This is a genomic window from Bradyrhizobium sp. CCBAU 45321 (assembly GCF_028128975.1).
GTDB lineage: Bacteria > Pseudomonadota > Alphaproteobacteria > Rhizobiales > Xanthobacteraceae > Bradyrhizobium > Bradyrhizobium yuanmingense.
The window spans coordinates 30,256-52,884 of sequence record NZ_LFKZ01000116.1 but is presented as its reverse complement, the minus strand read 5'-3'; the positions used below and the strand labels follow the sequence as shown (position 1 = coordinate 52,884).

Genomic DNA, 22,629 nt, shown 5'->3' with positions numbered 1-22,629 from the left:
GGCAATCCAAGCCTGTGTCCGGCGCCCGTGGAATCATGCGAAAGTCTTGATGGTCTGGATCACGCCGTCGAGCGCCGTTCCTGCGCTGTCCTTCAGCGCGGCCTCCCGCAGGCGGCGCGCCCAGTCGGCGGCATCCTCGCGGCGCTCCACCAGCTTGATCGCCGCGAGCGTCCTGTCGAATTTCGACAGCCCCCGGCTGTGAGTGTCTGAATAGCCTTTGACGAGGCGTCGGCATTGCAGGATCTCGACACCGAGCTGGTAATTGGTGCCGACAGCCTCGGTCGCGGCCTTGAGCCATGAATCCCGATGCGCCGTCTCGACGGCGTGACGCAGCGAGCGGCGGCGCAGGCCGCGCATCCCGCCGACGACATAGAGGGCCAGGAACCAGGGCAGCGAGTAGGTTCGCACCCGGCGTCCCCGGTTGACGCGGCGATCGAGCCAGCCGAGCAGGCGCGGCCGCGCGCCGAGCCAGCGGCCGAAGCCTGCCGGCAGCATGCCCATCACTTCCTCCATGCGGGGATGCATGAACTCGGTGGTCTGGAGCACCTGTCCGTTCGACATCTCGAGCTCGCTCTCGATGCGCGCGCGGCGGCCGGCGCGCGTCTTGAGGTCGGCGACGCGGATGACGTCGTCATAGGTCATGGCGTTGGCGAGGTACTTTGCCGCGGCTTCCGTGAAGGCATAGGCATGTGCCCCACCGCCGGCGTTTCGGTCGGCTGCGTGCAACCTCTTGAGGATGTCGAGATATTCGCCGCCATAGGCGATGTCCTGGAAGTCGATGACCTTCCGCAAGCCTGCACGAGCCATGCCGAGTGCAGGCTCGGACAACTCCTGATTCAATCTTGCGACAAGCTCACCGAGCTGCGGATCGGGCGTCGCCAAAGAGGGGGTATCGTCGGCCGGTTTGGTTGGCGCGGGCACCGCAACTTCGGTCGGGCCGGTCTTGACCCGCTCGAAGGCGGCCTCGAAAGTCTCGACGCTGGCCTTCGCACCTTTGCCGCCGGTGCGGATGACGTCGAGATAGCTGTCGCGGCTGAACGGCAGCACGCCTGCGCCTGCGAGCGCGCCGAACATCGCGGCCGAGATGACGCTGCCATGCGCGATCGCCAGCGCGTTCAGATCGAAGATGATCTCGGTCTTCGCCGCAATGCCGATGGCGCCGGTCACGGCGCCGCCGTCGGCGATGCCGTTGCCTGGGGCGATCTTCTCGCCGATCGCGAACGACCGGTGGTTGGACGCGATCAGCGTGGTGCGATCCGGCGTCACGAGGCCACGCAGGATCGATCGCCCGGCCTCCATGAATTCGGCCGCCATCACCACGTCGACGTCGCCCGGGGTCGGCATCAGCGACAGGATCGGCTTGCGGCCGTCGAGTGGCGGCATCGCCTCGATATAGTAGATGGTGGCGCCGGTGCGCTGGGCGACGCCGGGCACCGAGGTGGACTGCGCGACCCAGCCATGGTTCTCGGCGAGCTGAACGATCCAGTCGGTCAGGACGCCGCCGCCCTGGCCGCCCATCGCGACGATCGCGATCGAGATCGGCCGCTCGGTCGCTTCGCCTGCGGCGGGGAGGGCCAGCCGGACCGTCTCGTCTCTCATGCCAGTGCCTCGAGCGCCGGCCGCCGGCGGTCGCGCCGACGCTGCAGCCAGCCGATCACGCTCATGGCGAGCTTGGATTTGAACATGTCCCAGCGAGTCGGATTATGGATGACGTCGGCTCGATAGAACGAGGGGCAGAGCACGGCGGCCTCGGCGACTTCGCCGCAATTGCCGCAACCGACGCAGGAATTGTCGATCGCCGCGACCGGATCGTCGCGCAGGGGGTCGTCGAGCTGCTTCACCGACAGTGACGGGCAGCCGGAGAGGCGGATGCAGGCATGGTCGCCGGTGCAGACGTCTTCGTCGACGCCAAAGCGCTCCTTGACGACGCGCGTCCCGTCCTTGATCGCCTTGTTGATCTGCGGCTTCACGCGCCGCTGCTTGTTCAGCATGCATTCGGAGGACGCGACGATGACCTTCGGGCCTTCCTCTTTCGTCGTCAGCGCTTCCTTCAGCGTGTCGCGCATCTTGCCGACGTCGTAGGTGCGGTCGAGCTGGCGCACCCACTGGCCGCCGATGCCCTTCACCGCCTGCACGATCGAATTGTTGGTCTTGCGGCGCTTGTTGACCGCGCGTGACGACAGGATGTCCTGACCGCCCGTCGCCGAGGTGTAGTAATTGTCGACGATGACGAACACGCCGTCATGCTTGTTGAACACGGCATTGCCGATGCCGCTGGTCAGTCCGTTGTGCCAGAAGCCGCCGTCGCCCATCACCGCGATCGAGCGCTTGTCCGCCTTGACGTTGAAGGCCGAGGTCGAGGCCGGGCCGAGGCCGAAGCCCATCGTGGTCGCGCCGATGTTGAACGGCGGCAGGATCGAGAACAGATGGCAGCCGATGTCCGCGGAGACGTGGTGCTGGCCGAGCTCTTCCTCGACCAGCTTCATGGCGGCGAAGATCGGCCGTTCCGGGCAGCCGGTGCAAAGCCCGGGCGGGCGCGCCGGCACCACCTGCTTGAGCTTCTCGACCGCGGGGTGATTGAGCACGGGCGCTGCGTCCGGCGCCGGCGGCCGGTTGCCGAGCAGCCGCGGCTCGGTCTTCTCCAGGAATTCCCTGACGCCGCCGAGCAGCACCTGCGCGGTATAGTCGCCGCCCATCGGCAGCACGTCCTTGCCGTGAACGCGCGCCTGGATGTCCTTGCGGCGTAAAACCGTATTGATCGCCTGCTCCAGATATTCCGGCTGGCCTTCCTCGACGACGAGCACGGCGTCCTTGTCGACGCAGAATTCCGCCACCTCGGTGTCGATCACGGGGTAGGTGACGTTCATGATGTAGAGCGGGATCTGCGTGTTGCCATAGGCATCCGACAGCCCGAGATATTGCAGCGCGCGGATGACGTTGTTGTACATGCCGCCCTGCATGATGATGCCGACCTTGCCCTGCTTCGGCCCCATCCACTCATTCAGCTTGTTGTCCCGAATGAATCCGATGGCCGCGGGCATCCGCGTCTTGATCTTCTCCTGCTCGTGCTCATAGGCTGCCGGCGGCAGCACGATGCGGTTGACGTCACGCTTGGGATTGTTGAGCGCGTCCTTGATGGTGTGCGCCGGCCTGACATTGTCCTTGCAGGCGAAGCTGCCGTGCATGTGGCAGGCGCGCACGCGCACCTCCAGCATGACTGGCGTGTTGGAGACCTCGGAGAGCTCGAAGCCTTTCTCGATCAGATTGACGATGCATTCATGCTCGGGGCGGGGATCGAGCAGCCACATCTGCGACTTCATCGCGAAGGCGTGGGTACGCTCCTGCATGATGGAGGACCCTTCGCCGTAGTCCTCGCCGACGATGATCATGGTGCCGCCGGTGACACCGCCCGAGGCGAGGTTGGCAAGGGCGTCGGAGGCGACGTTGGTCCCGACGGTCGACTTCCACGCCACCGCGCCGCGCAGGGGATACATCACCGATGCCGACAGCATCGCCGCGGCGGCGGCTTCGTTGGCCGAGCTCTGGAATACGACGCCGAGATCGTCGAGCACATCCTTGGCGTCGGCCAGCACGTCCATCAGATGCGAGATCGGCGAGCCCTGGTAGCCGCCGACATAGGCGACGCCCGATTGCAGCAGCGCCTTGGTGATGGCGAGGATGCCTTCGCCGCGGAACGTGTCGCCGTCGCCGAGCCTGAGATCCTCGACCTCGCGAGCAAAAGACCGTTCAGCCATTGCACCCTCCAGAAATATGCGATAGCATACGTTTACATGTGAAGTAAGTCAACGCCGCGCCATGCTATCACGCTTGCGGATGCTCCCTCCGACAAGGCGGTCATGAGCCAGCGACAGGGTAGGGCTGATGCTGAAGCTGCCTCGCTTTAAAGCCGCCGCCGTCCAGGCTTCACCAGTCTATCTCAACGCAAGCGCGACCGCCGAGAAGGCGGCTTCACTGGTCCGTGAGGCCGCAGCCAATGGGGCGAAGCTCGTCGCGTTCCCCGAAGTGTTCGTTCCCGGCTATCCCTATTGGAACTGGATCACCGATCCCGTTACCGGCAGTGCATGGTTTGAGAAGCTCGCCAAGGCGTCGGTGCTGGTGCCGGGGCCGGAGGTCGACGTCGTCCGCAAGGCCGCGCGCGATACGGGATGCCACGTCGTGCTCGGCGTGAACGAGCGCAGCCCGGTCTCGCTCGGCGCGATCTACAATACGCTGGTATTCATCGGGCCTGACGGCGCCTTACTCGGCAAGCATCGCAAGCTGGTGCCGACCTGGGCAGAGAAGCTGACCTGGACCGGCGGTGACGGATCGAGCCTGCGCGTCTATGATACCGAGATCGGGCGTCTCGGAGGCCTGGCCTGCGGCGAGAACACCAACACGCTGGCGCGCTTTGCGCTGCTTGGGCAGGGTGAGCTCGTGCACGTCGCCAGCTACATCTCGCTTCCCGTCGCGCCCCCCGACTATGACATGGCGGAGGCGATCAAATTGCGCGCGATTGCCCACTCCTTCGAAGGCAAGATCTTCACGATCGTCTCCTGCTCGACCGTGTCGGAGGAGATCATCGCGGCGATGGAGACCGTCGTTCCCGACGCACGCGCGCGTCTGCAACGGAAATCGAGCGCATTCTCCGGTATCATCGGGCCGGACGGGCGCGTGGTCGGCGATCCCTTGATCGACGACGAAGGCATCGTCTATGCCGACATCGACCTCGAGCGCTGCATCCAGCCGAAGCAGATGCACGACATCGTCGGGCACTATAACCGGTTCGACATTTTCGATCTGCGAGTCAACCGGCGTCCCCTGACGCCGCTGGGCCTCGCGGACAGCGAGGGCGATGCCGCGGAGCAGGGTTTTGTGCCGATCCCGCTGAGATCGGAATGATGATGAGATTGGGCCCGGCTGCCAACCGCAAAGAAGGTGCGCTCCCTCCCCCGCTTGCGGGGGAGGGTTGGGGAGAGGGTGTCTCCGCGTCGGGGTTGTCGAGGATTGCGGAGGATGTCCCTGCGCGGCGAGAGCCCTCACCCGCCGCGCTCTGCGAGCGCGTCGGCCTCTCCCGCAAGCGGGAGAGGCGAAGCACTCCCGCGGCCCGATCAACTCGACCCAGATTCATCATGCGCTAGGCGACGCCACGACACAGGACTTGGAGGATAGGATGCGCGAGAACGTGATCGGCCGGGCCAATGTCGAGGACACCCCGGAGCTCGAGGCCTATTACAAGGATCTCGAAAGGTACGAAGCCGGAGCGCTCTGGACCGTCGCCAACAAGATCGAGCCGTGGGCGCCGCAATCGGCCTCGGTTCCCGTGCTCTGGCGTTACAAGGATCTGCGCGAGCACGTGCTGCGCTCGGTCGAGCTGGTCTCGCCCGAGAAAGCCGGCCGGCGGGTGATCTATCTCAACAATCCCGGGCGGCGCGACGTGTCGGCCGCGGTCGGCTGGCTCTATTCCGGATTGCAGGTGATGCATCCCGGCGAGGTCGCCACGGCCCACGCCCACTCGGCCTCGGCGCTGCGCTTCATCATGGAGGGCGCGGGCGCCTACACCATCGTCGACGGTCACAAGATGACGCTGGGCGCGCGGGATTTCGTGCTGACGCCGAACGGCACCTGGCACGAGCATGGTGTCGAAGGCAACGGCTCGGTCTGCATCTGGCAGGACGGCTTGGACATCCCGCTCGTCAACGCGCTGGAAGCCAATTTCTTCGTCGTGCATCCCAAGATCCAGCAGGAGCCGTCCGGCTACCCCGTGGACGACATGACCCGGACCTGGGGCAATCCCGGCCTTCGGCCGGCGGACTCGCGCTGGTCGAAGGGCTATTCGCCGATGTTCAAATATGAGTGGGAGCCGACCTACGAATCCTTGCAGAAATATGCGGCCGCGACCGATGGCTCGCCCTATGACGGCATTCTCATGAACTACGTCAACCCGATCACCGGCGGGCACGTGATGCAGACGATCGGTGCCAGCATGCAGCTGCTGCGCCCCGGCGAGAAGACAAAGTCGCACCGGCACACCGGCAGCTTCATCTACCAGGTCGCCAAGGGGCGCGGCTATTCGATCATCGGCGGCAAGCGGCTCGAATGGGAAGAGCGCGACATCTTCTGCGTTCCCTCCTGGGCCTGGCACGAGCACGGCAATGCCTCGGCGAGCGAGGATGCCTGCCTGTTCTGCTTCAACGATCTGCCCGTCATCGAAGGCCTCGGGCTCTATCGGGAAGAGGCCTATGGCGACAATGGCGGTTACCAGTCGGTTGCCGCCTGACATGCTCTTGCAGAATTCAACCAGAACAGCCGGATAGAAGCTTTCATGCGTCTCGTCACCTACACCTTGGGCTCCAGCGGTGCCCGTCTTGGAGCCCTCGTCAATGGATTGGTCGTCGATGTCGAGCATCTTGGTGCGTCCAGCGGCGTGACATGGCCGAGTGAAATGCTGTCGTTCATCGACAACAGCGTGACGCTGCTGCCTGCGCTTAAGGAGGCACTGGCGGACGCCGATGGCCGCTTCCCGGCCGGCTCGGCGGTTGCGGTCGAAGACGTCAAGCTCCAGGCGCCGATCCCGCGGCCCCGGAAAAACATCTTCGGCATCGGGCTGAACTACCGGGCGCATGTGGCGGAATCGGCCAAGAGCCTGGATACGGACAAGGACCTGCCGAAGCAGCCGGTCGTCTTCTCCAAGCCGCCGACCTCGGTGATCGGCCCGGGCGCGGCGATCCAGCATAATGCGAAGATGACACAGCAGCTCGACTGGGAGGTCGAGCTCGCCGTCATCATCGGCAAGACCGCAACGCGCATCGCGACCGACAAGGCGATGGACCACGTCTTCGGCTATTCGGTGATGATCGACATTTCCGCGCGCGACAATCGCCGCGCCGGACAGTGGATCTTCTCCAAGGGCATGGACACTTATGCGCCGTTCGGCCCCTGCATCGTGACAGCGGACGAGATTGCCGATCCACACGATCTGCGGCTGTGGCTGACCAAGAACGGTGTCATGAAGCAGGATTCCAACACCAAATACATGATCTTCGACATTCCGGTGCTGATATCGGACATTTCGTCGGGCATGACGCTCGAGCCGGGCGACATCATCGCCACGGGAACACCTGAAGGCGTCGGCGCCGGCATGAGCCCGCAGGAATGGCTTTGGCCGGGCGACGTGGTCGAGGCCGGCGTCGACGGCGTCGGTGTCATCCGCCACCCCGTCGTCGCGATCTGATGACGAATTTTTCGTTCGAGCGCGAGCTCAGGTTCGGAGACTGCGATCCCTCGGGGATCGCGTACTTCCCGTCTTATTTAAACATTCTCAACGGCGTCGTCGAAGATTTCTGGGCTGGAATCGGTTTTCCATGGCCGGAGCTGATCACGGTCCGGAAGATCGGAACGCCCACGGTGCACCTCAATTGCGATTTCTCCCGGCCGTCGATGTTCGGCGATCTCCTGACATTCAACCTGCGCATCATCAGGGTCGGTGGGTCATCTCTCCATCTCGCGCATGTCATCTCCGGCGCGAATGGCCCGCGCTGGCGCGCGCGCCAAGTCCTTGCTGCGACTTCGCTGGTCGATCATCACGCCATCCCATGGCCCGATGACATTCGCCTCGCATTGATGGCGCATGTGAGTGTGGGCGAGGGGACCGAGGCAACGCCCGCATGATCTCGCTGTTCATGGCATTCTCCGATTCCACGGGCGAACGGCGAGTTCGTCCTGATGAGGTTACCTCTGTGGCGGAGCGCGTCGGATCGATCCCCGACATGACCGAGGCCCTGCTGTTCACGCCGCTCGAACAGTCGGTCGACCATCCTTACAAGGCCGACGGCACCGGCCCCGCCTTTGCGCTTCAACTCCGGTTTCCCGACCTGTTCGCCTGCGAGGCGGCAATGGACCGCGGCGGCGTCCTCGCCAGCCTCGCAACAGGGGCCGGGCTATCCGGCCTCACCGGACTCGATGTCGCACACCAGGTGATGCTGACGCGCCCGTTTCCCGTCGATGTCGCAGAGCATCCGGCGGGAACGACGACCCCGTGCAGTTACCTCGTGCACTATCCCGGCCCGGCCGAGGATATGAACGCCTGGAACCTGCATTATCTGGAGCACCACCCGTCGATCATGCGGACCTTCCCGAACGTTCGCCAAATCGAGATCTACACCCGCATCGACTGGGTCGACCGGCTACCGTCGCGGCGCGTCGAGCACATGCAACGCAACAAGCTGGTGTTCGACAGCCCGCAAGCCCTCGCGCACGCACTCGGCTCCGACGTGATCAAGCACATGCGTGCCGACTTCATGAAATTCCCGCCATTCGCAGGCGGCAACAAGCATTTTCCGATGCTGACCAGGGTGGTGGCGGCGAGGTCCTAGGCCGTGTACCCATAACCCGGCGGCGTGATGCGGTCAAAAGCAGCGTCTGCTTTGCTCCTATAGCGACCGAGTTCGTGCGGCGGCGCAGTATGTCGCGATGGGCCCAAAGCGCATAGCGCGGTCGGTGTTTGTTTTTTCGCGCGCTGGAATTGGAGGCATCGACCATTTGGGGCCGGATGCGCAGCCGACAAAATGGGCGAGGGCGTCGAACCGGGTTCGTCGGCTCGCGAATGGCATAAGAGGGCTGGCAACACGCGACAATTATAGTAGCGTTGTTGCAAGAAGAAGCGCACGGCGGCTGAAACCGGGCGCAACAATAGAACAGGGAGGATTTTCAATGCAGTTTCTCAAGGCTGCGGTTGCGGCCGGGCTTGTAGTTGCGGCCTTTACGGGCACCTCGCTTGCGCAGAACAAGCCGTCGGAGCTCAAAATCGGCATCACGACGTTCCTGTCGGGCCCTGCGTCAGTCTTTGGTGTGCCGGCGAAGGCCGCGGCGGAGATGATCGCGGAGGACCTCAACAAGAAGGGCGGCATCGGCGGCGTGCCGGTCAAGCTCTCCTTCATCGACGAAGGCGCGGGAGGCGAAGCGCTCGTCTCGAACTACCGACGCGTGGTGCAGGACGAAAAGGTCGATGCCACGTTTGCTTCGATCTCGTCGGGCAGCTGCACCCAGTTGGTGCCCGTCGCCGAAGACCTCAAAGTCATGAATTTCATGTGGGACTGCGGTGCGGCCTCCATCCTCGAAACCAAGAAGTACCGGTACAATTTCCGGACTCAGGCGAATGGCACGCCGGAAATGCTGGCCGTGCTCCTTTACCTGCTCAAGACCAAGCCCGACTTTAAGACCATCGCGGTGGTCAATCAGGATTATGCATGGGGTCGGGAGAGCTGGGAGATCTTTTCGACCGCGCTCAAGGCGATGAAGCCGGACGTGCAAGTCGTCGCGGAGCTCTTCCCGAAGTTCGGCGCACCGGACTACTCCACTGAAGTCTCCCGTCTGTTGGCGCTGCGGCCGGATGTGGTTCTGACCACGTCTTGGGGCGGAGATCTCGACACGCTGGTCCGCCAGGCCGGTCAACGCGGCCTGTTGCAGCAGTCGACCTTCGTGCTCGGGATCGGCGAATCATCGATCCAGCGGCTGGGCAAGGACTTGCCCGAAGGCCTGATCGTCGGCGCGCGCGGAGACCACTGGTTCCTGCATCCCGAGAAGAAGAACGACGCGGCCTTCAAGGCGTTCAATGAAGCCTTCAAGGCGAAGACCGGTGCATGGCCGATCTATCCGGTCTATCACATGGCGCAGGCATTCAAGGCTCTGCAGACCGCCTACGACAAGGCGATCAAGTCCAACGGCGGCAACTGGCCCACGCGCGAACAGGTCGTCGACGCGACGGCGGGTATTGAGTTCGCCACCGGCTTCGGCCGTCCGATTACGCTGCGGCCCGAGGACAACCAGGGTCTCGAAGCTCAGCTGGTCGGCGTCACCAAGTCCGTTCCGGGGTACGACTTCAAGCTGCTCGACAACATGATGATCTTCGATCCGAAGATGATCACCAACCCGGCGGGCGTACGGTCGGTTGAGTGGCTCAAGACGCTCAAGCCGGACTTCGTCAAGATGGACGTGCCGACCTTCAAAGCTCAGTAACGGCACGCTCGACTTTTGATTCCCGTCCTCCGAGCCGCGTCCCGGAGGACGGACCTTTTTTCGAAGGCCATCATGAACTCGACACTTGCTATCTTGGCGATCCTCGATGGGATCAGCTACGCCGCACTGGTGTTCTTGGTCTCTGTCGGGCTCAGCCTGATTTTCGGCGTGCTGCGCGTGGTCAACGTCGCGCACGGTTCGCTGTACGCGTTCGGCGCCTACCTGGCTGCGACGTTCAGCCTTGCAATCGCCCCGATCTCGCCTTGGCTCACCTATCCCGCGCTGCTGGCCGCCTCCATCGTGATCGGCGTCGTGTGCGGCGGTTTCATCGAACGGTTTCTGCTGCGACCGCTCTCTGGACAGGAGGACGTCCTCCAGCTTCTGATCACTTTCGCCGCCTTCATGATCATGGACAACCTGCAGCGTCTGATCTGGGGCGTGCAGCCCATCTTCGCCGCGGAGCCGTTGAGACTACTTCCCAACATCGCCGTGTTCGGCGTCAGCTACACGTCATACCAGGTCATTCTGCTGCCCGGCGTCGCATTGGCGACGCTGTTCGGGCTCCGCTACTTCCTGCGCAGGACCCTGTCGGGAGCGGTGATCCTTGCGGTCACGGAGGACCGCGAAGCTTCGACGGCCATTGGGATTGACGCAAAACGCGTATATTTCGTCACTTTCGTCATCGGAGCGAGTCTGGCCGCGTTGGGAGGAGCGCTGGCCTCGCCGACCACCTCGCTGGTCCCCGGTATGGGCGCCGATATGATCGTGCTTTCCTTTGCCGTCGCTGCGACCGCTGGTCTCGGCCAGATCGAGGGCACCGCGCTCACCGCGCTGATGATCGGCCTGACCCGTGCCTTCGTGATCTATCTCCAGCCGGAATTCGAAGTTCTCGTTCCCTATCTGCTGATGGTGCTGGTGCTTCTGGTGCGTCCGTTCGGCCTGTTCGGCGCCGTGCAGGTAAGGAAAATATGATGAGCGGTCGCATCAAGCCGGTCACCACGATCGCGACTATCTTCTTTCTGGCCAGCGCCGTCGCGCCCCTTTTTGTAGCGAGCTGGGCAACCTTGTTCGCGTTGATCCTAGCGAAGGGCATCGTCGTTCTCGGTATCATTCTTCTGCTGCAGGCGGGACAGGTGTCGTTCGGACATGCAATGTTCTTCGCTACTGGGGCATATACCGCGGCGTTCTGGGGCAAGTACGTCGGTGGCGGCGACATCGTGCTCTTCATCGCGCTGGGCGGCATAACCTCCGCCGTCTTCGGCCTCATCGTCGGGCTCTTCGTCGTGCGCTACCGGGAGATCTTTTTTGGAATGCTGAATCTGGCGTTTTCGATGGTGCTGTGGTCGCTGCTGGAGAAGATGTTTCATTACACCAACGGCGCCGACGGCATCCGGGTCCCTCGTCCGGCCCTGTTGGGGCTGTCGTTTACGCCCGAAACCTTCCAGTACGTCATTCTTTACGTGAGCCTCTTGATCGCGGTCGTCGCCTTCTACGGCGTGCAACGCTATCTCGATAGCCCGCTCGGACACATGCTGCGTGCCGTCAAATCGAACGAGACCCGGCTCGAGTATCTCGGGACGTCCGCACGGCGCGTGCTTCTGATAGGTTACGTAATCTCGGCTTTTCTCGGCGGCATCGGCGGCACGCTGGTGGCGATCATCCAGCAGATCGCCACGCCCGAGTTCGGGTTCTGGACGAAGTCGGGCGAGTTCGTCTTCATCGCGATCCTCGGCGGCAGCGCCCACGCCTTCGGAGCGTTCGCCGGCGCGGCGATGTTCGAGTGCGTGCGCTTCTATGCGGCGGCCCACCTGGCCGACACCTGGCAGCTGATCCTCGGCGCGGTCTTGATCGTCATCATTCTCTATGCGCCTAACGGACTGATAGGTCTCAGGCAGCGCTACGGCCAGGCGAAGCAGGGAGGACATTGATGGCCAACGTCCTCCTTTCCGCGAAGGGCATCAAGATCCGGTTCGGTGGTGTCGTCGCCGCCGACGGTATCGATCTGGATGTGCTCCAAGGCGAGAACCTCGCGATCATCGGACCGAATGGCGCCGGAAAGACCACCTTCCTCAACATCTCGACGGGTTATCTGCGGCCGCAGGCCGGAAGCATCACCTTCCTTGGCCAGGAAATCACCGCGCAGCTCCCGCGCACGATCACCAAGCTCGGCATCGCGCGGGCCTTTCAGATACCGCAGCTCTTTCTTGATCAGACTGTGATGGAGAACATGCTGATCGCCGCGGCCTCGCGGCTGGGAAGCCCTTCCGGCTTCACGGCTCTTTCCGCCCTGCCTGAGCTGCCTGAGATGGAACGCCTTCTGGATCTCGTCGGCGTCAAATCGTACGCGTCTCGCAGGGCGAGGGAGCTCCCCGAGGGACAACGCAAGCTGGTCGACATCGCTCTGGCGCTGGCGCTAAAGCCCAGACTGCTGCTGATGGACGAGCCCACCTCGGGCGTCGCCTCCGCCGAAAAGCTGGAGATCATGGACATCCTGACGTCCGCGCTCGCCAAGGAGAAGGTGACCTCGGTCTTCGTCGAGCACGACATGGACATGGTGGAGCGCTATGCCCACCGAGTCGCGGTGTGGAACGTCGGGAAGATCCAAAAGGTCGGCACGCCCGCGGAGGTTCTGGCCGATCCCAAGGTCCGCGAACAGGTGATCGGCATATGACGGCGATGCTGGACTTCGAGAACGTCAACGTCGCGATCGCCGATGCGCCGGTGCTGCGCAGCGTCAGCTTCTCGCTGCCGCCGGGCGCGACCGCCGCGCTCATCGGGCGAAACGGCGCCGGCAAGACCACGACGGTACGGACCATCATGGGCTTCACGAAGGCGAGCGGCATCGTGCGCCTGGGCGGTCAGGACCTGGGGCATGTTCCTCCGCATCGCCGGCCCTTCTTAGGCATCGGCTACGCCCCCGAGGACCGTCGTCTCTTCTCGGCTTTTACGGTGGAAGAAAACATTCTTCTGCCCGGTCGCGTCGCTAAACTTGGCGCGGACGAGGCGCGCCGGCGGCTGGAGCGAACCTACTCCGTCCTGCCGGAACTCAAGGAACTGGCGAGTCGCCCGGCGGGATCCGTCTCGGGCGGCCAAGGCAAGATGGTCGCCCTCGGGCGCGCCCTGATGCTAGGCACCCGCCTCGTCATTCTGGACGAGCCGTTCCAGGGACTCGCCCCTGTGCTGGCGCAGAGGTACGCCGAAGCGCTGCGTCGGCTTCGTTCGCAGGACCGGGACATTACCCTGCTGATCACCGAGTCGAACCCAAAGCTGCTCGAGACCTTCGCCGACGTGACGCTGACGATCGAGCGCGGCGAAATCGAAAGCCGGGTCCTTGCGTAGCGCTCGCCCGGTTCGGCGCGCGAAACAGACGGTCAAGCCAAGCTCCACGAGCTGCTCAACTCGCACCAACTGGAATTGGGGCGATGATGGCATTATGCCCCTGTTTTGCCCGACGGAACAACGTGTTTTCGTAAAATCCGCAAGGCTCGCCGCCAAGTCATTGAAATCGCTGTCACCGGCTACTGTGCATGGGGTTGTTTTCGGCGTTTTGTGTTTTCAGCGAGCGGGGCCTGATCCAGGCCGGCGCTAGTGTCCGCCGAGATAGGCCGTGATCAGCCGGGGATCGTGGATGAGATCCTTGGCGGGGCCCGACTGCACGATCTCGCCGGTCTCGAGCACATAGCCGTAATCGGCCGTCTCCAGCGCGGCGCGGGCGTTCTGCTCGACCAGCAAGATCGAGACGCCGAGATCGCGCAGCGAGGCGATGGTGCGGAAGATCTCGCGCACGATCAGCGGTGCGAGGCCGAGGCTCGGCTCGTCGAGCATGAGCAGCTTCGGCTTGGCCATCAGCGCGCGCCCGAGCGCCAACATCTGGCGCTCGCCGCCGGAGAGGGTGCCAGCGGCCTGACGCTGCCGCTCCTTCAGGCGCGGAAAGCGATCATAGACCTCGTCCAGCGTCTTCTGGACGCCCGAGCGGTCGCGCAGGCTGTAGGAGCCGAGCAGGAGATTGTCGGCGACCGACATGTCGGAGAACAGCTCGCGCTTCTCCGGCACGAGGCACAGCCGGCGCTCGACGCGGTCCTCGACGGACATCCTGCCGATGTCGTTGCCTTGAAAGACGAGGCGGCCGCGGGAGGCGAGCAATCCGATAGCGGCCATCAGCAGCGTGGTCTTGCCGGCGCCGTTCGGGCCGATCACGGTGACGATCTGGCCTTCCTCGACCGACAGCGAGACGTTGCGGACCGCTTCGACATTGTCGTAGCAGACGGTCACATCCGTCATGGAAAACATCTCGCTCACGCGACGCCTCCGAGATAGGCCTCTTGAACCCGTTCGTCGCTCCGGATCGCGGCAGGCGCGCCCTCGCAGAGCTTGGAGCCGAAGTCGAGCACGACGATGCGGTCGACCAGCGACATCACGAACTCCATGTCATGTTCGACGATCAGGATGGTCAGATGATCCGACCGCAGCGAGCGGAGCAGCTCCGCAAGCCTGAGCTTCTCCTGGCGACGCAGGCCCGCGGCGGGCTCGTCCAGCACCAGCAGCGCCGGGTCTGCGGCGAGCGCGCGCGCGATCTCCAGGATGCGCTGGTTGCCGAGCGGCAGATTGCCCGCGAGCTCGAACGGCTTGTCGCCGAGCCCGACGCGCTCGAGCTGCTTCAAGGCCTCGTGCCGGGTGCTGGCTTCCTCGCGCTGGTTGAGGCGGAGGGCGCCGGCGAACAGGCCCGTGCTGGTGCGCGCGTAGGTGCCGAGCATGACGTTCTCGAGCAGGCTCATGCGCGGCCGCAGCTTCACATGCTGGAAGGTCCTGGCGATTCCGTCCCTCGCGATGCGGGATTGTGGATCGCGCGTGATGGCGCGTCCGGCAAAGACGATCTCGCCCTTGTTGACCCTGAGTGCGCCCGTCAGGCAGTTGAACATCGTGCTCTTGCCGGCGCCGTTTGGGCCGATGACGGCGAGGATCTCGCCGGAGCGGACTTCGAAGCTGACATTGTTGACGGCGACGAGACCGCCGAACCGCCGTTCGGCGCCGTCGACCTTCAGAAGCAGTTCGCCCGGTTTCGGCTGGGGACGGCGGGGCAGTGGCGGGGCGGCTGGCGGCCGTTCGCGCTTGATCTTCGGCAAGTAGCGCGCGACGAACGGCACGATGCCCTGCCGCGCCCATTGCAGGAACAGGATGAACAGCGCGGAGAAGGCGACGATCTCGAGCTGGCCGGACGCGCCCTTGGCGATCAGCGGCAGATAGTCCTGCACGCTGTTCTTGAGTAGGGTGACGATAGCGGCGCCCACGACGCCGCCGAGCAAGCTGCCGGCGCCGCCGACCATCGACATCATCAGATATTCGATGCCCATGCCGGCCTCGAACGGGCCCGGGCTGATGAAGCGGCTCATATGGGCGTAGAGCCAGCCGGAGAGCGAGGCGAGGAAGGCCGCGATCACGAACGTCACGAGCTTGATCCGGAACGCGTTGATGCCGAGGCTTTCGACCAGGATATTGCCGCCGCGCAGCGCGCGCATGGCACGGCCGACCCGGGAGTCCAGGAGATTGTAGCCGAGGAAAAGCACCACGACGACGATGCCCCAGATCAGGAAATAGATCTGGGCGCTCGAGACGAGCGCGAATGATCCGATACTGATCGGCGGGATCGACGAGATGCCGTTGAAGCGCCCGAGTCCCTCGACATTGCCGAACAGGAAGCCGATGGCGAGCCCCCAGGCGACGGTCGAGAGCGACAGGAAATGGCCCTGGAGCCGCAAGGTGACGACGCCGAGGACGGTCGCGACACCGCAGGTCAGCGCCACCCCGAACACGAGGCCGAGCCACGGCGAATATCCATTCAGAGCAGAGACCCAGGCCGTGGCATAGGCCGCGACGCCGACGAAGGCGGCCTGTCCGAAGGACACGATGCCGCCGACGCCAGTGAGCAGGGCAAGGCCGATCGCGACCAGCGAATAGATGCCGATATAGTTCATCAGCGTGATGCTGAAGGGGTTGAGGACGAATGGCGCGAGCGCGAGGCACGCTACCGCCGCCACCGCCGCGAGCTGAACGTGAAGGCGCGTCATTCCTCGATCTCCTCCTCGGAATGCAGCGAGGCGAGGGATCGCCAGATCAGGATGGGGATCAGAAGCGAGAACACGATGACATCCTTCAGCGCGCTGCTCTCGAAGGATGCGAAGCTTTCGAGGATACCGACGCCGACCGCGCCGATGGCCGCGCCGGGATAGCTGGTCATGCCGCCGACGATGGCGCCGACGAAGGCCTTGAGGCCGAGCAGGAAGCCGGAATCGTAGAATATGGTGTTGACGGGCGCGATCAGGATTCCGGAGACGCCGGCCATCAGCGAGCCCAGGAGATAGGCGATGGTGCCGGCGCGGGCGGGACGTATGCCCATCAGGCGGGAGCCGGTCCGGTTCACGGCCGTGGCGCGGAGCGATTTACCGACCAGCGTGAAGTCGAAGAAGAGATAGAGCAGGCCAGAGAAGACGAGGGCTGCGATCACGATCAGCATGGTCTGGCCCGAGATCAGAACGCCCGCAAGCTCGGTCGACAATGACGTCAGCGGCTCGGTCCTGACACCCTCGGGACCGAAGAAGAGCAGCCCAAGGCCGACCAGCGCGAAGTGCAGGGCGACGGAGACGGTCAGGAGCAGCAGCACCGTTCCGTCCGCAATGGGACGGAAGACGATCCGGTCCAGCAGCGGGGAGATGGGGGTGATCAGCATCAAGGCCAGCACGAGCCTGATGGCGAGCGGCGGATCGGCGCGCATGGTCAGCCAGGCGAGACCAACAACGGCCAGCGGCAATGCGAGATAGAAGAAGAGAGCGCGCGGAAGCAGCTGACGCTCGCCATTGCGCAGCAGCGAGACGATTTCGATCAGGGTTGCGAGGCACGCAAGGATGAGGACCAGCGCGCCCGTGCCCGGAAAGCGCTTAGCGTCGAGCGCCGCCAGCGTCAGCGCCGTGAAGGCCGCGATGTCGCCAAAGGGAATGAAGATGACCCGTGTCACGGTGAAGATGAGGACGGTCCCGATCGCCACCAGCGCGTAGACTGCGCCGGTGGCGATCCCGTCGATCGCAAGAATGGCTGCGATGTCGCTCGTCATTGAGAACGCCGTCCCCTTGTTCTGGTGGCCTGCCGCTGTCCGACTACGGCGCGTATTTCCAGGCGCCGCCGGTCAGGCGCACCACGACCAGCGCGCGCTCATCGACGCCGGTCACCGAGCCGGGCTTGAAGTTGTAGATGGCGTGCACGCCGGGCAGCTCCTTGGTGCTGAGAATCGCGTCCCGCAGGGCGGCGCGAAATTCCGCCGTGCCGGGCTTCGCCGTCTTGAGCGCGCGCTCTGCTGCGTTGGCGAAGATCAGCCAGGCGTCGAACGAGTACGCGGAGAAGCCGTCCGTGGTGGGGATGTTATGGACCTTTTGGTAGACGCTGCGGAAATCCAGCGCGATCTTCTTGGCGAAGTGTTCGTCGGGCAGCTGCTCGGCCACGATGACCGGGCCGGCGGAGACCTGGATGCCTTCGGCCGCCTTGCCGCCGACGTTCACGAAGTCCGGATTGACGAGCGCCACCGTGCCGTAGGTGTTTCCCTTGAAGCCGCGCTCCGCGAGGCTGAGGAGCGGCAGCGCACCTTGGGTCCCCGAGCCACCATCCAGGACGGCGTCCGGCCGCGCCGCAAGCACTTTGAGGATCTGCGCGGTGACCGAAGTGTCGGTGCGCGCATAGCGCTCGTTGGTCTGGATCTTGACGTCGCCGGCGGCCTCCGCCGCCTTGGCGCCGTTGTAGACGAGGTCCCCCCAGGCGTCGGAGAAGCCGATATAGCCGATGTTCTTCATGCCATCGCGCTTCATGCGATCGGCGATGATCTTGACGAGGAGGGATGCAGGCTGCGGCACCGACACCACCCACTGCTCGGGTGTTTCCGGCAGTTTGCCGATCGGCGAAACCGCGATCATCGGCACTTTCAATTCGCTCGCCACTGCCGCCATGGCGATGGTCGAGGGCGCCGTCGCCGTGCCGATCAGGAGGTCGACCTTCTCTTCTTCCACCAGCTTGCGGGCGTTGCGGGTCGCGGCCGACGGGTCGGAGCCGTCGTCGAGCTGGATCAGGCGGATGGTCTCGCCGTTGACGGTCTTCTTGTATTCATAGGCCGCGTTGATGCCGCGCCCGTAGGGGATGCCGATCGACGAGCCGTTGCCGCTGAGCGAGGTGACGAAGCCGATGGTGATATCGGCCCGCGCGGCGGGGGCTGTGACGATGCCGGCAGCAAGTGCAAGTAAACTCAGAGCCTTGCGCATATGCGTTCTCCTCCGTTGATGCTGGATAGGAATGCTTCGATGCTGCCGCGCGGGGTCACCGAACGACGAACCGACCGATTGAAAACATTGCTGCGGCGCCAAATACCGGGCGCGACCGAAGAGAGTGTGCTGGCCCGGCGCTCAGCAGTCATGATGTTGCGTGCCGCGCGAACGATAGGCCCACCGGCACATGCAAGCGGGCGTTTTCCGGAGCGATGAAAGGTCGTCGATGCCGCCGCGATGCGCGACCGGCGATGCTGCTGCTAAGGCCGGCTGTTCGAGCACGGCGACTGTCCACACGATCGAGTCTCTCAAAATCGGTGCCCTGCAACATCATTGTCATGGCCACCGGTCCTTGACCGGCGAGGAATTACTTAAAGCCTAAAGTAACTCCGGTGGCGCCGTCAACACGTGTCACGGGGCTGTCAGAAGAAAATGTTGTTGCATACAATTTCGTCAGTGTGCGGCGCTTCTGCGCTATTCCACCGATCAAAAACGCTGTGCTCGCCTTGGCCCCGACGGCACTGGTCACCGTCGCGGCCGCGCGCATTTGACGCGTCAATTAGTTTATGATTGAAATATATTCATCGGCAGCCGACGACCGATCCTCCGATCACCGCTTGAGGAGAAGGACGATGCGCATCTTCTGGCAGAGCTTTGTTGATGCGAGCGTGAATGCGCCCTACATGGCGCGGCTGTCGGAATACCTGAACGACATCGCTGCGCCAGGCACGGCGGTCCACGTCCAGGGCATCAGTCCGCCGGACCGCGAGTTCGGACGGCTCGCGGAATTGCGCTGTGCGGTCCAGGCAATCGACAACGGCATCGCAGCGGAGGAGGGTGGGTTCGACGCCTTCGTCATGGGGCATTTCCAGGATCCCGGACTCTACGAGTTGCGCTCGGCGCTCGACATTCCCGTGATCGGGACTGGCGAGGCGACGTTGCTGGCGGCCTCTCAACTCGGGCGGCGGCTAGGTCTTGTGACGCTCGATCCCGTCTTCGAGGTCTTGCACTATGAGCAGGCTGAGCGTTACGGCCTCGGCGATCGCGTCGTCCATGTGACCGGCCTTGGCTGCAGGCCGGATGATTTCGCCGATGCGTTCGCCGGAAACGCTGCCGCGCAAGCCCGCATGATCAAGGACTTCGTCGCCTGCGCTCTCCCGCTGGTGGAACGCGGCGCGGATGTCGTGATCCCGGCCGGCGTGTTGCCAGGCCTCTTGATCGGGCGAGAGCATGGCCTGAAGGTCGGCCACGCTCCGGTGGTCAACTGCGCGGCCGTGGCGCTCAAGAGTGCCGAGATGTGGGTACAACTCCGCAAGCTCAATGGCACCGAGCCCAGCCGCGGACCGAGCTTCAGGCGGGCCAGCGCTCAGGCCCGCGATGACTTCCGCGCGCTACTTGCCCGTAACAGTCGCTAGTCGTCGAAACACCGTTTCTGGAGAACAAATCATGATGACCCCCGAAAAGATCCTGTACGAGACCGAGGTGACGGCGACCGGAGGTCGGGATGGCAAGGCGGCCAGCGCTGACGGTCTGCTCTCGGTGTCCCTGTCCTTGCCGAAATCGATGGGTGGTCCCGGTGGCGAAGGCACCAATCCCGAGCAGCTCTTTGCGGCCGGCTATGCCGCTTGCTTTCTCGGCGCGGTCAGGCTCGTCGCGCGCACGCGGAAGGTAGTGCCCTCTGCCGAGCCCTCCGTGACTGCGAAGGTTGCGATGGGGCCGGTGCCCGTCGGATATGCCCTCGCTGTCGAGCTGAAAGTCAACCTGCCCGGTGTCGAGAAGGCCGTGGCCGAAGAGGTCGTTGCCGGTGCGCATGAGCGTTGCCCCTATTCCAACGCAACCCGCGGCAATATTGACGTGAAACTGACGGTGGTCTGAGGCGGATGAACGAGGACGGTCGGTGACCAACACCTTGCGCGCACCATATGACGGCGTGGTGATCGCGGCTCCCGTCACGATTCCCTATGTGCGCTACTCCATCGAGAGCGCGCAATGGTGGATCGGGCGGGCGCTGAGCGCGCTCGTTGCGCAGGCCGGCATCAAGGCCTCCGATATCGACGGCCTGTGCGTCTCCAGTTTCACCATGGGCACGGACAGTGGCGTCGGCTTGACGCAGCATTTCGGGCTCTGCGTCCGGTGGTTGGACACGATCCCGCTCGGCGGCGCCAGCGCCATCGCGGCGCTGCGCAAGGCCGCGCGCGCGGTTCAGGCGCGCGATGCCGACATCGTGGGGTGCGTCGCTGGCGACACCAATCACGTCGATTCGTTCAGGCTGACGCTGGAGAATTTCTCGCGGTTCAATCAGGACGCCGTCTATCCTTACGGCGCGGGCGGCGCCAATGCCAGCTTTGCGCTGATTGCGCGCAACTATATGCGAATGTTCGGCGTCGCGCGCGAGGACGTCGGCAAGATCGCTGTCGCCCAGCGCGCCAATGCCCTGCGCAACCCGCATGCGCTCATGAAGGCGCCGCTCACGCTAGAGCAATACCTGGCGGCCCGGCCGATCTCCGATCCGATCCACCTGTTTGATTGCGTGATGCCCTGTGCGGGCGCGGAAGCTTTCCTCGTGATGCGCGATGAGACGGCTTCATCCCTGAAGCTGCCCGCCGCGCGACTCCTTTCGACGATCGAGCGGCACAATGCCTTTGCCGACGATCCGATGCAGGTGCGCGGCGGCTGGGCGATGGATGTCGGCGAGCTCTATGCGATGGCCGGCGTCAAGCCTGACGATCTCGATGTCGTGCAGACCTATGACGACTATCCCGTCATCACGATGATGCAGTTCGAGGATCTCGGATTCTGCAAGAAGGGCGAGGGCGCTGAGTTCGTGCGCCAACACGATCTCACCATCGACGGCGACTTCCCGCACAATACCTCGGGCGGACAGCTCTCGGTCGGGCAGGCCGGTGCCGCCGGCGCCTATCTCGGCCTCGTTGAAGGGCTCCGGCAGGTTCTGGGCAGTGCCGGTCCTACGCAAGTCAGGAATGCGAGCCTCGCTCTGGCCTCGGGGTTCGGTATGATCAACTATGATCGTGGTCTCGCCTCGGGTGCCGCGATCCTTGCTGGACCTTCGCGATGATAGAGCCGATCAAGCCGCCCCGGCGCAAGAACCCGCTGCTGCGGACGCGGCTACCGGCATCCCCACCGCGACCGCGCAGCAGGATGTCGCACGGGTTCACGCGTGCGGCCGCCGAAGGCCGCTTTATGCTGCAGCGCTGCGAGGCTTGCGGCGCCTTTGCTTATCCGGCGCGCGAAGCCTGCCCGTCTTGTCTTTCGGCCGGCCTCGCTTTCGTCGATGCGCCGCGGCGAGGTGTACTGCTTGCCGAGACAACGGCACGGGTGCCGAGCGACGTCTATTTCCGCGAACGGGCGCCGTGGCGGATCGGCCTCGTCAAGATGGATTGCGGTCCGACGATCGTCGCACATCTTCATGCCGACTGCGCAGAGGGTGCGGCCGTCAGCATGTCGTTGCAACTCGACAAGACCGGTCAGGCGGTGGCCTTTGCCCATCCCGAAGGGGAGACTCCCAACATGGCAGACGACAAGCAGTGGCGGGAGATGACGGCCGATCCGAAATTTCGTCGCGCGCTCGTCACCAACGGCCGCAGCGTCATCGGTCAGGAAGCCGTCGCCGCTTTGAAGGCGGCGGGCGCCAAGACGGTGTTCGTCGGCGTTGCCGAACCATGGCGGCCGTTCGCCGGCGAGGAGCGACTGCGCGGTCAGGACGGGATCGAAATCGTGACTCTCGATGCGGCTGATGAAAAATCGGCTACCGATCTTGCGGCCGACATCGGCGGCAAGGTCGATATTCTCGTCAACACGACGGAATATGTCCGGCCGGGCGGCCTGCTCGACCGCAGAGGCACGAGCATCGCACGGGACGAGATCGATCAGGCCTATCTCGGCTTCATCAATCTCGCTCAAGCCTTTGGCCCCGCCATGCGGATGCGCGGTGCCGACGGTATCAACAGCAGCGCGGCGTGGGTCAATATTCTCTCGGTCTATGCACTGGCGAACTGGCCCGCCTTCGGCGCCTACTCGGCCTCGCAAGCGGCGTGCCTGTCGCTGTCGCATTGCTTGCGCGCGGAGCTGCGGCCCGGCGGCGTCCGGGTGATGAACCTGTTCACCGGCCCTGTCGACACCGAATGGTTCCAGACCGTGCCGCCGCCGAAGGTCGCGCCGCGCGTGATCGCGCAGGCGATCGTGTCGGGCCTCAAGAACGGGCTCGAAGAGATGTATGTCGGAGATGTCGCCGAGGAGATCCGGCAACGTCTCGCGGCCAATCCGAAAGCGCTCGAGCGCGAGCTCGACCGATAAG

General features: G+C 64.2%; 20 protein-coding genes. 14 read left to right on the top strand and 6 right to left on the bottom strand.

The window, feature by feature from the left end; genetic code table 11:
• Positions 1–33 precede the first annotated feature (33 nt).
• The gene (locus ACM43_RS14620; protein ID WP_271540767.1) at positions 34–1,599 is read right to left on the bottom strand and encodes an indolepyruvate oxidoreductase subunit beta family protein; all 1,566 of its coding nucleotides are present in this window, start codon (positions 1,597–1,599) and stop codon (positions 34–36) included.
• A complete protein-coding gene (locus ACM43_RS14615) occupies positions 1,596–3,755 on the bottom strand; it encodes an indolepyruvate ferredoxin oxidoreductase subunit alpha (RefSeq protein ID WP_271540766.1) in 2,160 nt (719 codons plus the stop codon). Before ACM43_RS14615 ends, ACM43_RS14620 begins: the two co-directional genes overlap by 4 nt.
• 127 nt (positions 3,756–3,882) lie before the next feature.
• Here ACM43_RS14615 and ACM43_RS14610 point away from each other — a divergent pair, with 127 nt between their 5' ends.
• The 10 genes from ACM43_RS14610 (at position 3,883) to ACM43_RS14565 (ending at position 13,353) form a co-directional block, all read left to right on the top strand.
• Positions 3,883–4,899: a carbon-nitrogen hydrolase family protein gene (locus ACM43_RS14610; RefSeq protein ID WP_271540765.1), complete on the top strand. Its 1,017-nt coding sequence runs from the start codon at positions 3,883–3,885 to the stop codon at positions 4,897–4,899.
• Positions 4,900–5,170: 271 nt separating this feature from the next.
• Positions 5,171–6,277 carry a cupin domain-containing protein gene (locus ACM43_RS14605; protein WP_271540764.1) on the top strand — a complete coding sequence of 369 codons (1,107 nt, stop codon included), beginning with the start codon at positions 5,171–5,173 and terminating at the stop codon, positions 6,275–6,277.
• A gap of 45 nt (positions 6,278–6,322) precedes the next feature.
• A complete protein-coding gene (locus tag ACM43_RS14600) occupies positions 6,323–7,231 on the top strand; it encodes a fumarylacetoacetate hydrolase family protein (protein ID WP_271540763.1) in 909 nt (302 codons plus the stop codon).
• Complete coding sequence (locus tag ACM43_RS14595) at positions 7,231–7,668, top strand: acyl-CoA thioesterase (protein WP_271540762.1); 438 nt, start codon at positions 7,231–7,233, stop codon at positions 7,666–7,668. The genes ACM43_RS14600 and ACM43_RS14595 overlap by 1 nt, the downstream gene beginning before the upstream one ends.
• On the top strand, positions 7,665–8,372 hold the full coding sequence (locus tag ACM43_RS14590) for a hypothetical protein (protein WP_271540761.1): 708 nt from the start codon (positions 7,665–7,667) through the stop codon (positions 8,370–8,372). The genes ACM43_RS14595 and ACM43_RS14590 overlap by 4 nt, the downstream gene beginning before the upstream one ends.
• Positions 8,373–8,496: 124 nt before the next feature.
• A complete protein-coding gene (locus ACM43_RS14585) occupies positions 8,497–10,014 on the top strand; it encodes an ABC transporter substrate-binding protein (protein WP_271540760.1) in 1,518 nt (505 codons plus the stop codon).
• Positions 10,015–10,086: 72 nt separating this feature from the next.
• Positions 10,087–10,986, top strand: a complete 900-nt coding sequence (locus ACM43_RS14580; RefSeq protein ID WP_036013410.1) for a branched-chain amino acid ABC transporter permease — start codon at positions 10,087–10,089, stop codon at positions 10,984–10,986.
• Positions 10,986–11,942: a branched-chain amino acid ABC transporter permease gene (locus tag ACM43_RS14575; RefSeq protein WP_225131369.1), complete on the top strand. Its 957-nt coding sequence runs from the start codon at positions 10,986–10,988 to the stop codon at positions 11,940–11,942. Before ACM43_RS14580 ends, ACM43_RS14575 begins: the two co-directional genes overlap by 1 nt.
• Positions 11,942–12,685, top strand: coding sequence for an ABC transporter ATP-binding protein (locus tag ACM43_RS14570; protein WP_271540759.1), 744 nt, complete (start codon positions 11,942–11,944; stop codon positions 12,683–12,685). Before ACM43_RS14575 ends, ACM43_RS14570 begins: the two co-directional genes overlap by 1 nt.
• Positions 12,682–13,353, top strand: coding sequence for an ABC transporter ATP-binding protein (locus ACM43_RS14565; RefSeq protein ID WP_271540758.1), 672 nt, complete (start codon positions 12,682–12,684; stop codon positions 13,351–13,353). Before ACM43_RS14570 ends, ACM43_RS14565 begins: the two co-directional genes overlap by 4 nt.
• Before the next feature lie 246 nt (positions 13,354–13,599).
• On the opposite strand, the gene ACM43_RS14560 is transcribed toward ACM43_RS14565, so the two are convergent.
• From ACM43_RS14560 to ACM43_RS14545, 4 genes are read right to left on the bottom strand one after another with little or no spacing between them, the layout of a single operon-like run.
• On the bottom strand, positions 13,600–14,313 hold the full coding sequence (locus tag ACM43_RS14560) for an ABC transporter ATP-binding protein (RefSeq protein WP_109144179.1): 714 nt from the start codon (positions 14,311–14,313) through the stop codon (positions 13,600–13,602).
• Entirely contained in the window at positions 14,310–16,079 is a 1,770-nt protein-coding gene (locus ACM43_RS14555) for a branched-chain amino acid ABC transporter ATP-binding protein/permease (protein ID WP_271540757.1), read from the bottom strand. The genes ACM43_RS14560 and ACM43_RS14555 overlap by 4 nt, the downstream gene beginning before the upstream one ends.
• The gene (locus ACM43_RS14550; RefSeq protein ID WP_271540756.1) at positions 16,076–17,119 is read right to left on the bottom strand and encodes a branched-chain amino acid ABC transporter permease; all 1,044 of its coding nucleotides are present in this window, start codon (positions 17,117–17,119) and stop codon (positions 16,076–16,078) included. Before ACM43_RS14550 ends, ACM43_RS14555 begins: the two co-directional genes overlap by 4 nt.
• A 43-nt stretch (positions 17,120–17,162) precedes the next feature.
• Positions 17,163–18,311, bottom strand: coding sequence for an ABC transporter substrate-binding protein (locus ACM43_RS14545; RefSeq protein WP_271540755.1), 1,149 nt, complete (start codon positions 18,309–18,311; stop codon positions 17,163–17,165).
• Between the two features lie 635 nt (positions 18,312–18,946).
• Between ACM43_RS14545 and ACM43_RS14540 the strand changes: the two genes are divergently transcribed.
• From ACM43_RS14540 to ACM43_RS14525, 4 genes are read left to right on the top strand one after another with little or no spacing between them, the layout of a single operon-like run.
• Positions 18,947–19,729, top strand: coding sequence for an aspartate/glutamate racemase family protein (locus tag ACM43_RS14540; RefSeq protein ID WP_225187239.1), 783 nt, complete (start codon positions 18,947–18,949; stop codon positions 19,727–19,729).
• Between the two features lie 31 nt (positions 19,730–19,760).
• Positions 19,761–20,189 (top strand): organic hydroperoxide resistance protein, encoded by a 429-nt coding sequence (locus tag ACM43_RS14535; RefSeq protein ID WP_333919222.1) that lies wholly within the window; start codon positions 19,761–19,763, stop codon positions 20,187–20,189.
• A gap of 22 nt (positions 20,190–20,211) precedes the next feature.
• A complete protein-coding gene (locus ACM43_RS14530; RefSeq protein ID WP_271540754.1) occupies positions 20,212–21,390 on the top strand; it encodes a thiolase family protein in 1,179 nt (392 codons plus the stop codon).
• A complete protein-coding gene (locus ACM43_RS14525) occupies positions 21,387–22,628 on the top strand; it encodes an SDR family NAD(P)-dependent oxidoreductase (protein ID WP_271540753.1) in 1,242 nt (413 codons plus the stop codon). The genes ACM43_RS14530 and ACM43_RS14525 overlap by 4 nt, the downstream gene beginning before the upstream one ends.
• The last annotated feature ends 1 nt before the right edge of the window (position 22,629 follow it).

Coding starts and splice junctions, on each gene's coding strand:
- ACM43_RS14565 (WP_271540758.1), top strand. CDS start 12,682: ATGACGGCGATGCTGGACTTCGAGAACGTCAACGTCGCGATCGCCGAT.
- ACM43_RS14595 (WP_271540762.1), top strand. CDS start 7,231: ATGACGAATTTTTCGTTCGAGCGCGAGCTCAGGTTCGGAGACTGCGAT.
- ACM43_RS14535 (WP_333919222.1), top strand. CDS start 19,761: ATGATGACCCCCGAAAAGATCCTGTACGAGACCGAGGTGACGGCGACC.
- ACM43_RS14570 (WP_271540759.1), top strand. CDS start 11,942: ATGGCCAACGTCCTCCTTTCCGCGAAGGGCATCAAGATCCGGTTCGGT.
- ACM43_RS14590 (WP_271540761.1), top strand. CDS start 7,665: ATGATCTCGCTGTTCATGGCATTCTCCGATTCCACGGGCGAACGGCGA.
- ACM43_RS14620 (WP_271540767.1), bottom strand. CDS start 1,599: ATGAGAGACGAGACGGTCCGGCTGGCCCTCCCCGCCGCAGGCGAAGCG.
- ACM43_RS14575 (WP_225131369.1), top strand. CDS start 10,986: ATGAGCGGTCGCATCAAGCCGGTCACCACGATCGCGACTATCTTCTTT.
- ACM43_RS14605 (WP_271540764.1), top strand. CDS start 5,171: ATGCGCGAGAACGTGATCGGCCGGGCCAATGTCGAGGACACCCCGGAG.
- ACM43_RS14540 (WP_225187239.1), top strand. CDS start 18,947: ATGCGCATCTTCTGGCAGAGCTTTGTTGATGCGAGCGTGAATGCGCCC.
- ACM43_RS14610 (WP_271540765.1), top strand. CDS start 3,883: ATGCTGAAGCTGCCTCGCTTTAAAGCCGCCGCCGTCCAGGCTTCACCA.
- ACM43_RS14545 (WP_271540755.1), bottom strand. CDS start 18,311: ATGCGCAAGGCTCTGAGTTTACTTGCACTTGCTGCCGGCATCGTCACA.
- ACM43_RS14580 (WP_036013410.1), top strand. CDS start 10,087: ATGAACTCGACACTTGCTATCTTGGCGATCCTCGATGGGATCAGCTAC.
- ACM43_RS14525 (WP_271540753.1), top strand. CDS start 21,387: ATGATAGAGCCGATCAAGCCGCCCCGGCGCAAGAACCCGCTGCTGCGG.
- ACM43_RS14600 (WP_271540763.1), top strand. CDS start 6,323: ATGCGTCTCGTCACCTACACCTTGGGCTCCAGCGGTGCCCGTCTTGGA.
- ACM43_RS14555 (WP_271540757.1), bottom strand. CDS start 16,079: ATGACGCGCCTTCACGTTCAGCTCGCGGCGGTGGCGGCGGTAGCGTGC.
- ACM43_RS14550 (WP_271540756.1), bottom strand. CDS start 17,119: ATGACGAGCGACATCGCAGCCATTCTTGCGATCGACGGGATCGCCACC.
- ACM43_RS14615 (WP_271540766.1), bottom strand. CDS start 3,755: ATGGCTGAACGGTCTTTTGCTCGCGAGGTCGAGGATCTCAGGCTCGGC.